This is a genomic window from Algoriphagus confluentis (genome assembly GCF_036245625.1).
Classification (GTDB): domain Bacteria; phylum Bacteroidota; class Bacteroidia; order Cytophagales; family Cyclobacteriaceae; genus Algoriphagus; species Algoriphagus confluentis.
In genome coordinates, this window is sequence record NZ_BTPD01000001.1 from 356253 (window position 1) to 368646 (window position 12394).

Below are 12394 nucleotides of genomic sequence, written 5' to 3' on the forward strand. Positions count from 1 at the left end.
ATCCCCACGGAAAGGCAAGGAAAAAAGGCTTTTCCTATTTTTGCCAAAACCAAATAGGAATGAGCCAAGCGATCAAAGAAACCCACTATCAATTTCCCGGACAAAAAGGATTTTACAGAGGAAAAGTCAGGGACGTTTACATGTTTGATCAAGAATTGGTTGTGGTCGCCTCGGACCGGATATCCGCATTTGATGTAGTACTCCCAAAAGCCATTCCTTACAAGGGCCAGGTATTGAATCAGATAGCTGCCAGCTTTCTAAAGGCTACTGCAGACCTAGTCCCCAATTGGGTGACTTCCACTCCCGATCCCAATGTCACCATCGGAAAAAAATGTGATCCTTTTAAAGTAGAAATGGTCATTAGGGGATATTTGGCAGGACATGCCGCACGAGAATACAAAGCCGGAAAGCGGCTGCTTTGCGGGGTACCACTTCCTGAAGGACTGAAGGAAAATGACCGCCTCCCCCAACCCATCATCACACCCACCACCAAAGCAGCCGAGGGTCACGATGAAGATATCTCGAGAGAGGATATTTTGGCCCATGGAATTGTCAGTGAAGCGGATTACCTGATTTTGGAGAAATATACCCGTGCGCTTTTCCAAAGAGGACAGGAAATGGCCCAGGAAAAAGGGCTCATCTTGGTGGATACCAAGTATGAATTTGGAAAGTTCGGTGATCAGATCTTATTGATAGATGAAATCCATACCCCAGACTCTTCCCGCTATTTTTACGCAGAAGGCTACGAGAAAAATCAGGAAAAAGGCCTGCCTCAAAAACAGCTTTCCAAAGAGTTTGTCCGGCAATGGTTGATTGCCAATGGTTTTCAGGGAAAAGATGGACAGCATGTCCCTGAAATGACGGAGGAAATTGTAGAAAGCATTTCCGATCGCTATATTGAGCTCTTCGAAAAAATCACCGGCCAGGCATTTGTGAAAGCAGATACCGGCCAAATCGAAAATAGAATAGAAAAAGCAATTATGGCCCATTTAGGCCAGTAAAACCAACTCACAATGAAATACACCATTGATAAAAAAGAACAATACGTAGTCTTCACTCCCATGGAGGAAAAAATAGACTCACTTCTTGCCCCCAAACTGAAATCCGAACTGCTTACCATTCACGCCGAAGGCTATTCCAATATCGTGCTGGATCTGAGCAATGTAAAATATGTGGATTCCAGCGGACTCAGTGCACTTTTGGTAGGTGACCGGGAATTTGGAAGAAATGGAGGGATATTTATCATCTCGGGAGTACAGGAGCACGTCATGAAGCTGCTCAAGATCTCCATGCTGGACAAAAAGCTGAATTTGGTAATTTGGTCAATTCTCTGGAAGAAGCCGGAGAGGCCATTTTCATTCATGAAATCGAGGGAGGGGAAGAAGAGGAGGAAGCTTGATCCCGGATTTTGAAGTTACCATTCTAGGCAATACCTCATCTATTCCGGTACACGGAAGAAATCACACTGCCCAAGTCGTAAGATTTGGGCAGGAGTGTTTACTGCTCGATTGCGGAGAAGGCACGCAGATTCAGCTCCGAAAGTACAAAATCAAAAGCTCCCGGATTACCCATATTTTTATCTCCCATCTGCATGGAGACCACTACTTGGGGCTGGTAGGATTGCTTTCCAGCTACCAGCTCTCCAAAAGAAAAAAACCGCTGAAGGTCTTTGGACCTAAAGGCTTGGATGACATCATCACTACCCATTTTCGCTGGAGCAATACACAAATTGACTATCCTTTGGAATTTGTGGAAACACAAACCGATGGGAAGCATCTCCTGCTGGACCACCCGAGATTTCAGGTCTTAAGTTTTCCTTTGGTACATCGACTTCCTACCACCGGCTTTTTGATCCAAGAAAAGAAAGGGCTAAGGAATCTCATCAAAGAAAAACTTCATGAGAAGAAAATCCCCTTGCAAGCCATTCACGAGATCCGTCAGGGAAGAGATTTTACGGATCCTTCCGGAGAGCAATACCGGGTGGAAGACTATGCCCATCCCCTTCCTCCTCTGAGAAGTTATGCTTTCTGCTCGGATACCCGGTTTGAGCCGGACTTGGTTCGATTCCTTGAGGGAGTGGACCTGCTTTATCATGAATCCACCTTCACCGAAGCGGACGCCAAGAGGGCTACGGAGACCTTCCACAGCACCGGAAAACAAGCTGCGGAAATTGCCCGGATTTCCGGAGCAAAAAGTCTGCTGTTGGGCCATTTTTCCTCCAGATATGGTAATTTGGATGAAATGTTGGCAGAGGCAAAAACCATTTTCCCAGGTTCGGTCTTAAGTAAGGAAGGCGATACCTATTCCATACAGCCACATTATGAGCCAAATTGACGAAAGCAAAAAGACCAACCTTTTCATCATTCTGGGAAGCATATTCCTGACCAATGCTATTCTCGCTGAGATCATCGGCGTGAAGATCTTTTCCGGAGAAAAAACATTAGGCTATGATCCGGTCAACTGGAGCTTTTTTGGTGAATATGTGCTTGACTTCAACCTTACCGCCGGAGCAGTGATTTGGCCGATTGTATTTATTACCACAGATATCATCAATGAATATTTTGGAAAGAAAGGCGTTCGCAAAATCAGCTTTCTGACTGCAGCCTTAATCGCCTATGTTTTCGTCATTATCAGTTTGGTGACCGTCTTGGTGCCTGCTGATTTTTGGATCGAAGTAAATTCCCAAACGCCAACTGGAGAGTCATTTGATATCAATTATGCATTCAATACGATTTTCAGGCAGGGATTGGGGATCATTATCGGATCTTTGACGGCATTTCTGCTTGGGCAATTGGTGGATGTTTTTGTTTTTCATCGGCTTCGGGCTGTCACCGGGGCCAATATGATTTGGCTGAGAGCTACCGGATCTACTTTGGTCTCCCAGTTTTTTGACTCTTTCGTGGTATTGGGAATTGCCTTCTACGTTTTTGGGAATTGGAGTCTAAGTCAGATTATTGCCGTAGGGCTGATCAATTATGTGTACAAGTTTACTGTGGCGATTCTATTGACCCCTCTGCTTTACTTGGGACATGGCTTGATCGATCGGTACTTGGGCAAAGAACTTGCCCACAAGATGGCAGAAGATGCTACCGCAGACCGTTCCTTTTTTTAATCCGCAAATGGATTTCAGTTAAAGACTTTTATCGAAGAAATAAATAGGACTCCAGCGGTTGCCGATTTTTGGCCTTTTGCTGATCCGTCTTTGAGAATTTTCGACCGCAAACCCAAGGTAAATCAGCACTAGTCTTCCTGAGTCTAAGGACTGACGGGTCCGGAAATAAATTGAATTTTATCCGAGAGGAAAAATCAAAGTCAGTCCAAAACATCTTAAAAAAATCCATTTTTTTATTTCCAGGACAATAAAAAAGCAGGAGAACTTCTCCTGCCCTTTATTTGAAAACTAAACCAACTATTATTTAACTACCACAATGAATTCAAAAATAATACAATTCTAAACAAATCAAAATCCCAAATAAAAATTTGTTAAATATTATTTTTTCTCCGGGAAATTACCTCTTTTGAAGGCTAAGCCGATAGCTAAGCCTTGGCTAAATTGTACTTTTTCGTCCTGATCAATATCATAGATGGTCAGAGAGGTGAGGCTGACATTGATGGCCTCAGTAACTTTGGCCACAAAACCTAAATCCAGTCGATGGTCAATCGTGTCAAAGGCTAAAGTTTCCAAGTTGGCATACATCTGATAACGCATCAACAGAGAAAACCGATCCGTGAATTTTTTATTCCATTCTGCCAGAAGATTGAAGGCAAGCCATTCTTGTCTGACGGTTTCGCCTATTTCTACCCCGTAATTTTCCGGTACAGCCAAGTACAGATTGGTATCAGTCACAAATGTAAAGCGGGGTGCAAAGGGAGAAAGACGGAGAACAAATTCATCGTTCGGCTTGTATTCTGCTCCAATCCCTGTAGTCAGATACGCGGGATTGGCCCATTTGGAAATAAGGGTCCGGGGTTCGGTACTGAAATCATAACCGGGAGCAAACTGGCTGAGAAAATTCAACCCAAAATAAATATTCCACTTGGGAGCTATTTTGTAGCCGATTTTAGAATCCAAGTAGATTCGGTCGTTGGCTTTTCTCCCGTCTTCCCCGTCATTTTTGACCACTCCGTAAAGGAGGTCGAGCGTATTGTCCCAAGACCACTTGTCTTTGGCATAATTGGCCCTACCGAGGAGATAGACATTGAAAGCAATGGAATTCACCCCTCCTCCTTTCCAGTTGCCGCTAAAAGAAGCCTGATTGAGGTTTAATCCTCCGGAAATCTCTTTCAACCAATAGGTTGTATCCTTTGGGGCTACCTCGGTATCCTGACCTTTCACAAAGCCACTAGTAAGGAATAAAAGAAAAATTGTAAAAATCCTTTTCATAAGCATTAGTTTTAGAATGAACAGCTAAAAATATACAAAGAATCATGGAAAAGGACCTAGAGCAAGAACTAATTATCAGGGACTATTTGGCTCGACAAAGAACTACCTTGGCAAATGACCGTACTTTGCTTTCTTACATCCGAACGGCCCTCTATTTTTTGGTGTCAGGGACTGCCTTATTTGAGGTGAAAAATCTTTCTCACATTCGCGACTTGGGGTATTTGGCTTTTGGCTTGAGCTTTGCCTTCTTGGCTATTGGCTTTCTGAGTTACTTCAAGGTAAGAAAGAGGCTCAAAAAGGGAAACTACTTAACCATGTAATCCATGACTTTTGAAATAGGTCTAGTTTTTGGCATCATCGCAGTTGCCATGTTGTTTTTTTTGTCAGAGAAGTATTCGGTAGATACCGTAGCTATTGGCACTATGGTCTTGTTTATGGTCTTTGGAATCTTGGATGTGAAAGAAGGAATGGCCGGCTTTTCCAATTCGGCCACCATTACGGTTTCAGCGATGTTTATCATTTCCACGGCAATCTTTCAAACCGGAATCCTTGACCGATTTAGTGTATTCCTAGGAGGGCAGGCCAAGCAAAGTGAATCCAGGCTTATCCTTACATTGATGGTGTCTTCAGGACTCCTGTCGGCCTTTATCAATGATACCGCTGTGGTCGCTTTACTGATGCCTGCGGTGATTCAATTGGGAAAACAAAATCAAATCGCACCTTCCAGACTATTGATGCCTCTCTCTTTTGGTGCTTTGATGGGAGGTATCTGTACCCTTTTGGGCACGAGCACAAATATTCTGGTCAGCGGAATTGCTGAACAATCCGGACTTCCTTCCTTTGGGATTTTTGAAATGTCTGCCCTTGGCCTGGTTTTTTTGGTAGCAGGTACAGTGTATATGGTTACTATTGGAAAATGGCTCAATCCTAGCCGGGAAGCCAAACAGGGTTTTTCTGACTCCATCGACCTAGGCAACTACCTGATCGAGGTGGCTGTGCAGGATGATTTTGACCAACTGGACCAACCCATCCATAAAACTGACCTGTTCAAGCATCCCTCTCTAAAAGCACTTCAGATCATTCGGGAAACAGGCAATCGGGTTCGTGTATTCCCCAACACTCCTATTCTACTTGGAGACACCATTCGACTGATAACAGATCAGGGAAACCTCGACAGGCTGAAAAAGACAAAGGGCATCCAAATCAAAGCCGAACTGGATTGGGCTGTTGACAGCCTTACTGACGAAGAAGATAAAATTTTTGAAGCGGTAGTGACTCCCAACTCCTCCCTGATCAATCAAAGCCTTAAAGAGGTAAATTTCAGGCAGCTTCATGAACAGGTTTTGGTTTTGGGCATCCGTCACCGGGCAGGTCTTCTGGAGAACCTGCTCTCCAAAGTATCGCTCAAGCCCGGAGATGTCCTCCTGCTCAGAGCTACCGATGAATCCATTCAATCCATCGATCGATCCAACGACTTACTTTTAGTCTCTTCCAAAAAATCCAAATCGCTGAATAAACCCCAAGTTTGGCTCACGATCGGTATTCTGGCCATGGTCATCGGGATTTCTGCCTTTGGGCTGCTTCCCATCCCTCTTTCTGCTACTGCCGGAGCTGTAGCCATGATTTTATTGGGATCAATTTCCCCGGAGGAGGCTTACAAGGCCATTGACTGGAAAGTCGTGTTTATGCTGGCGGGAGTAATGGCCATGGGAGCTGCACTGGAAAAAACAGGAGGCTCGGTTTTGATCGGTGGGGCCGTGGTGGAAACCTTCGGAGAATACGGCCCAAAAGTCGTATTAAGTGCCTTGTTTGCACTTACTTTTTTGCTCACCAATGTCATGTCCAACAATGCCACTGCAGCTCTTTTAGCCCCTATTGCCATTTCCATTGCTGCTTCCATGGAGGTGGATTCCCGTCCCTTTTTGATGGCAGTGACTTTTGCCGCAAGTCTAAGCTTCATGACCCCCATGGGGTATCAGACCAATACGATGATCTACAACCCTGGAAATTACCGGTTTTCGGATTACCTAAAAGTCGGAACTCCGCTCAATATTCTGTTTTGGATTTTGGCCAGTCTATTAATCCCTGTCTTTTTCCCTTTCTGAATTCAAAATTAAGGTGTAACTAGAAGACTAACTCAACTCAACCCTCATATGAAAGCATTAGGAATTATTTTAATCATTGCCGGAGCAGCCATGTTCTTTGTAAATGGTCTTGATTTTACCACCAAGGAAAAGGTAATCGACGCCGGGCCGATTCAAGTATCAGCGGATAAAGAAAAAAGCATTGAATGGCCTGCCTATGCGGGAGGAGTGGTGATGATGGCCGGGGTGGTTCTTTTGTTTGTCAGCAAAAAGAAAAAATAGCCTTTCTATCTTAGGCTCAATTGATTTTGATGTGGTCATACCCCCATCCATGGAGAGATAGATGTGATCTACCGGTTCTTTGGGTGTCTCTCTCAGGCAGGAAACTTCCCTGTTCTGGGATTTTTGGGGACTAAAAAAAGTACCTTCCTTCCTTGTTCAAGTCATACTACAGGTAGGTACACCCAAATACCGCCTCCAACCGGACAGTATCGGGTATCCCACCTATCGAAAACAATAATCAAGGACAGCCATCAAGATCTTCATTTTCACCGCTTGGATCCAAAGGAATTACCTCTCAGTCAGGTTTGCATTTCAGATAGACGACACATGAGTTTGGTAGGAGGATCAGTCTACCAGTTTGACTTCTAACACCTCCTCGGCTGTAATGTCAAAGAATTTTCTGTGCACATTAAATTCTTCTTCTCCCGGCTGAGGGGTTTTTGCCACATAGCTGGCATTTTCCTGCATGACGTAGGCATTGGAGTTGTCCAAAAGGTTGTACCGAAGAATGTTCATCAGTTGCTTTTCCAGGAGAGGGGATTCAATTTTGAAAAGAGATTCCAATCGCTTGTCAAAGCTCCTCACCATCATATCTGCACTTCCGGAATACGTTCTGGTATTTCCGTTATTGTGAAAATGGTAAATCCGGCTATGCTCAAGAAAATCTCCCACAAGAGAAATCACCTCAATATTTTCACTCAGACCCGGTCTTCCCGGCCTTAGGCAACAAATCCCTCTTACGATCAATTTGATGGTGACTCCGGATTGGGAGGCCCGGTAGAGCGCATAGATTATTTCGGAGTCCTCCAAAGAATTCACTTTGATAAAAATCCCGCTGGGAAGTCCATTTCTTGCATTTTCGGCCTCTTGCTCGATAAATTCAATCAACTGATTGCGCATATCTCTGGGGGCGGTGATGAGATTTCGGTAATTACTGGGCACCGAATGCCCGGTGATGACATTGAAAAACTCAGAAACATCATTGGCCAAAACCTCATTGGTCGTCAATAATCCAATATCTGTGTAGAGCCGAGCTGTGTCCTCGTTGTAGTTTCCCGAACCCAAATGGACGAAGCGGGTGATTTCGGAAGCGTCTTTTTTGACAATCAAAAGCAGCTTGGTGTGGGTTTTCAGATTGGAAATTCCATAAATCACAAAGCATCCCGCCTTTTGAAGTCTTTTCGCTTCCCGGATATTGTTTTCCTCATCAAACCTCGCTTTGACCTCAAAAAGCACCGATACGTGCTTTCCATTTTCAGCTGCTTTGAGCAAAGCTTTGGTAATACGGCTTTCTTTGGCCAAACGATAAATCGTCATTTTGATCGCCATCACATCCGGGTCCTCAGCGGCAGTTTCGATTAGGTCCAGAATAGGCTCGATGTTGTTGTAGGGATGATGCAGGAGAATGTCTTTTTCCTTCAGCGTTTCAAAAATATCCCCTCTCCCTTCCTCCGGATAAGAAATGGGATTGACCGGTTGGGGGATTTGCGGAAGCCGGTCACGGAAGCGCTTGTTTCCCACAATCTGCCAGAGTCCGGTAAAGTCAATCATACTTTCTCTTTTGACCAGAAACACGGAGTTTTTGCCCAGGCTCCATCGCTCCAAAAGGGAGTTAAGCATCCATTTGGAGTATCCTTCTTCGATCTCGATTCGTACCACCCGGCCGGTTTTGCGCTCCATGAGCTTTCGCTTCACCTCTTCCAAAAAGTTAGCGTCCATGTCTTCACTTTCCTCTAAAGTAAAATCTCCATTCCTGGTAATCCGGAATAAGCTGATGGATTCAATGTCTACATTCCGGAAGAGGGAAACAATGTTTTCCCGAATGACCTCCTCGATGGGAATCAACAACAGACTGTTTTCCTGCTCGATTTCAAAAAATCTGGGAATATTGGCCGGAATCTGCACAAAACTCATCTTCCGCATGTCTTTTCGCTCTCCCGGGCTGGTGGTCACCACTCCAAAAACCAGCAGCTTATTCATCAGGATAGGGAAAGTCCGGTATCCGTCATAGACCATGGGAGTGAGCATGGGATAGATGGCCTTCATGAAGTACTCGCGTACTTTATCCCGATTTTCCTCACTCAGTTTTTTGACGTTGATGAGGGAAATCCCCTCCCCTACCATTTCCTGCAGAATGACTTGGGTGAAATGCTGATGCTGATCCTGATGAAAATTCTGACAGGCATCCATCAACTTTTCCTTGAAGGGCTCTTCCCTCAGTCCTGAATAATCCACCCTCTGCTTGTCGTAATCCAGGTAATTGTAAAGGGAACCCACGCGGATCATAAAAAACTCATCCAGGTTGGAGGCCGTAATTGCCAAAAACTTGAGTTTTTCAAAAATGGAACGGTGGGGCTTTTTGGACTGATCGAGAACCCGGTCGTTAAATTTTACCCAACTGAGGTCTCGGCTTACCAGATCACTTTTTTGGATCGTGGATTCGTATCTATCGGCTATCGTGGATCGCATGATTCTGAATTAATTCTGGGTCAATAGTTGTATTTCCTGGGATCAAATGGAAGCATGTAAAATAAAAAAAGGGAGCCAAAAAAGCTCCCTGGGTTTAGGTGTCTATTTTGGCGTATTTGGCATTTCGCTCGATAAATTCCCTTCGAGGTGCCACTTCATCCCCCATAAGCATACTGAAGAGGTGGTCTGCCTCTGCGGCGGAGTCGATCGTAACTTGCTTAATCGTTCTCACATTGGGATCCATGGTAGTCGTCCAGAGTTGTTCCGGGTTCATTTCTCCAAGACCCTTGTAGCGCTGAATCCCCACACTGTCTTCTTTTCCGTCTTTGGCCATTTCAGCCGTCAGTTGCTTTCTTTCCTCCTCAGTCCAGCAATACCGCTCATCTTTGCCTCTCTTGAGCAAATAAAGAGGAGGTAGGGCAATGTAGACATAGCCGTTTTCGATCAAGGAACGCATGTATCGGAAAAACAGGGTCAGAATCAAAGTCCGGATATGTGAACCGTCGATATCAGCATCAGTCATGATGATGATTTTATGGTATCTCAATCCCGAAAGGTCCAATTCCTTGTCGTCATTAGCTGTTCCAAATTTTACACCCAGGGCGGTAAGGATATTCTTGATTTCCTCATTGTCATAAATCTTGTGCTCGTGGGCCTTTTCCACATTGAGGATTTTACCCTTGAGTGGCAAAATAGCCTGAAACTCCCGGTCTCTGCCCTGCTTGGCTGATCCGCCTGCTGAGTCCCCTTCGACCAGATACAATTCGCAAACGGTAGGATCGGAATTGGCACAATCTGCCAACTTACCCGGTAGACCTCCGCCACCGAGCACATTTTTGCGCTGTACCATTTCCCGGGCTTTTCTGGCAGCATGTCTTGCCTGAGCAGCTAAAATGACCTTTCCAACGATAATTTTGGCCTCACGAGGGTGCTCTTCCAGCCAACTTTGCAAAACCTCAGACACTGCCGAATCCACAAAACCAACTACATCGGAATTTCCTAATTTGGTTTTGGTTTGTCCCTCGAATTGAGGCTCAGCTACTTTCACCGAAATCACGGCAGTCAAGCCTTCTCTGAAGTCGTCACCGGAAACCTCGATTTTTACTTTTTCCAGCATGCCAGACTTATCAGCATAGGCTTTCAAGGTCCGCGTCAAAGCTCGTCTAAAGCCCGTCACGTGTGTTCCTCCCTCATACGTGTTGATCGTATTCACATAAGAAACCACATTTTCGCTGTAAGAACTGTTGTAATTCATGGCCACTTGCACAGGAACCTCCTGATTGAGCGACTCGATATAGATGGGAGATTCGATGATTTTTTCTTTGGTCTCATCCAAATACTGGACAAACTCAACCAATCCACCTTCGGAATAAAATTCATTGGACTTGGGACTTCCATCCTCCTCCAGCTCACGGAAATCTTTCAGGAAAATTCGAATTCCGGCATTGAGATAAGCCATTTCCCTCAATCGGTTGGCAATCGTCTCGTACTTGAATTCTGTTACGGTGAAAATCGAAGCATCCGGTTTGAAATGAATAATCGTCCCTCTCTTGTCCGTATCTCCTATTTGTCTGGCAGGATATTTTGGAATCCCGATGCTGAATTCCTGCTCTGTGATTACTCCATTTCTATGAACAGTAGCTTTGAGGTAGGTGGAAAGTGCATTCACACAGGAAACACCCACACCATGAAGACCACCGGACACTTTGTAGGTGTCCTTATCAAATTTCCCACCGGCATGCAGTACTGTCAGCACGACTTCCAGAGCTGATTTTTTCTCTTTCGGGTGCATGTCTGTAGGTATACCACGACCGTTGTCTTCTACGGTGATGGAGTTGTCTTCATTGACCGTCACATGAATTGTGTCGCAATGCCCTGCAAGGGCTTCATCGATCGAATTGTCTACTACTTCCCATATCAAATGGTGAAGACCTTTGATCCCCACATCACCGATATACATCGCCGGTCTTTTCCTTACTGCCTCAAGACCTTCCAATACCTGGATATTCCCAGCGCCGTACTCCGCTGGATTCTTTGCTTTTTCGTCACTCATATTTTTTGGAGAAAACCCTTCAAAATGGGGCTAAAAAGGTGATTTTTTCTGATTTGATAGATGTCGCAAGTTAGTCAAAAAAAGTGACCTGAACCACATTTTTTTATAAGCCAAATCGAGAAATCCCGAATAGAGGAAACCCTATTTTTCGCCAAATAAAATTCTGTAAAGTTTTGTTTAACAAAAATTTTTTTTAATCCATACATGACAGTTTTGAATTCGTACATCCTTGATTTTCAGTAGATCATTTATTTTTGTTTAATCTTTTAAATTTTTTATTAAACAAATTTTATTCCTCCTCTATTCTTTAGCTAAATATCAAACCATTTCTATCACCAATAAAACCAAATTACCATGAAACTTACCCTTCTCGCGGATCTAGTGGGACTAGATCGCATCATCAATTCTGACCCCGTGGCCATTACCTTCTTTATCGGGTACATGGCCATGTTTGCTTCTGCTGTCTTCTTTTTTGTGGAAAGAGGATCTGTGGACGGCAAGTGGAAACTTTCCCTTTTGGTATCCGGGTTGATCACCGGTATTGCAGCGGTTCACTACTACTACATGAGGGATTTCTACCTGCAGACGGGTTCCAGCCCCACAGCCTTCAGATATGTGGATTGGACTCTCACGGTACCGTTGATGTGTGTTGAATTCTACCTGCTTACCAAACCATTTGGAGCCAAAGGTGGTACTTTGTTTAAGCTCATCGTGGCCTCTTTACTCATGCTGGTGACAGGATATATCGGAGAAACCTCCGGAATCGACAACAACATCATGTGGGGTGTCATTTCTACTATCGGTTATCTCTACATTGTGTATGAGGTATTTGCCGGGGATGTGGCCAAATTGGCTAAAGATTCCAACAGTCCGGCTTTAGGAAGAGCCATGTTCCTTTTGAAAATCTTCATTACTCTAGGATGGTCCATTTATCCAATCGGATATATGGTATTACCAGGCAATTTGCTTTCAGGCGCATTTGAGGTAAGCTCCATCGACCTGTTTTACAACTTGGCCGATGCCATCAACAAAATCGGTTTCGGATTGGTGATTTATTCAGTTGCCATCTCCGAGTCAGGCAAAGGAAAAACTGCTGCTGCATAATTTCCACCCCTGAGGCTG

10 protein-coding genes and 1 pseudogene are annotated in these 12394 nt (G+C 44.5%); 8 read left to right on the forward strand and 3 right to left on the reverse strand.

Features of this window, described 5'->3' with window-relative positions; translation table 11 throughout:
* Positions 1–59 precede the first annotated feature (59 nt).
* From AAA943_RS01575 to AAA943_RS01590, 4 genes and pseudogenes are all read left to right on the forward strand, one after another.
* Positions 60–1001 (forward strand): phosphoribosylaminoimidazolesuccinocarboxamide synthase, encoded by a 942-nt coding sequence (locus AAA943_RS01575; protein WP_338222487.1) that lies wholly within the window; start codon positions 60–62, stop codon positions 999–1001.
* Positions 1002–1013: 12 nt separating this feature from the next.
* Positions 1014–1399 (forward strand): annotated as a pseudogene (locus tag AAA943_RS01580) (STAS domain-containing protein).
* A complete protein-coding gene (locus tag AAA943_RS01585; protein WP_338222488.1) occupies positions 1396–2334 on the forward strand; it encodes a ribonuclease Z in 939 nt (312 codons plus the stop codon). Before AAA943_RS01580 ends, AAA943_RS01585 begins: the two are co-directional and overlap by 4 nt.
* Positions 2321–3112: a queuosine precursor transporter gene (locus tag AAA943_RS01590; RefSeq protein ID WP_338222489.1), complete on the forward strand. Its 792-nt coding sequence runs from the start codon at positions 2321–2323 to the stop codon at positions 3110–3112. The genes AAA943_RS01585 and AAA943_RS01590 overlap by 14 nt, the downstream gene beginning before the upstream one ends.
* A gap of 378 nt (positions 3113–3490) precedes the next feature.
* Here the strand turns inward: AAA943_RS01590 and AAA943_RS01595 are convergent, their stop codons facing one another.
* A complete protein-coding gene (locus AAA943_RS01595; protein WP_338222490.1) occupies positions 3491–4384 on the reverse strand; it encodes a DUF3078 domain-containing protein in 894 nt (297 codons plus the stop codon).
* Positions 4385–4428: 44 nt separating this feature from the next.
* On the opposite strand from AAA943_RS01595, the gene AAA943_RS01600 reads away from it, so the two are divergent.
* From AAA943_RS01600 to AAA943_RS01610, 3 genes are read left to right on the forward strand one after another with little or no spacing between them, the layout of a single operon-like run.
* On the forward strand, positions 4429–4704 hold the full coding sequence (locus tag AAA943_RS01600; protein ID WP_338222491.1) for a YidH family protein: 276 nt from the start codon (positions 4429–4431) through the stop codon (positions 4702–4704).
* 3 nt (positions 4705–4707) lie between these two features.
* Positions 4708–6489, forward strand: coding sequence for an SLC13 family permease (locus AAA943_RS01605; RefSeq protein WP_338222492.1), 1782 nt, complete (start codon positions 4708–4710; stop codon positions 6487–6489).
* Positions 6490–6537: 48 nt separating this feature from the next.
* Positions 6538–6750, forward strand: a complete 213-nt coding sequence (locus AAA943_RS01610) for a hypothetical protein (RefSeq protein ID WP_338222493.1) — start codon at positions 6538–6540, stop codon at positions 6748–6750.
* Between the two features lie 345 nt (positions 6751–7095).
* Here the strand turns inward: AAA943_RS01610 and ppk1 are convergent, their stop codons facing one another.
* Together ppk1 and gyrB are read right to left on the reverse strand one after the other, a co-directional pair.
* On the reverse strand, positions 7096–9219 hold the full coding sequence (ppk1, locus tag AAA943_RS01615; RefSeq protein WP_338222494.1) for a polyphosphate kinase 1: 2124 nt from the start codon (positions 9217–9219) through the stop codon (positions 7096–7098).
* A 94-nt stretch (positions 9220–9313) separates the two neighbouring features.
* Positions 9314–11272 (reverse strand): DNA topoisomerase (ATP-hydrolyzing) subunit B, encoded by a 1959-nt coding sequence (gyrB, locus tag AAA943_RS01620; RefSeq protein ID WP_338222495.1) that lies wholly within the window; start codon positions 11270–11272, stop codon positions 9314–9316.
* A 354-nt stretch (positions 11273–11626) separates the two neighbouring features.
* Between gyrB and AAA943_RS01625 the strand changes: the two genes are divergently transcribed.
* The gene (locus AAA943_RS01625) at positions 11627–12376 is read left to right on the forward strand and encodes a bacteriorhodopsin (RefSeq protein WP_338222496.1); all 750 of its coding nucleotides are present in this window, start codon (positions 11627–11629) and stop codon (positions 12374–12376) included.
* Positions 12377–12394: the final 18 nt, after the last annotated feature.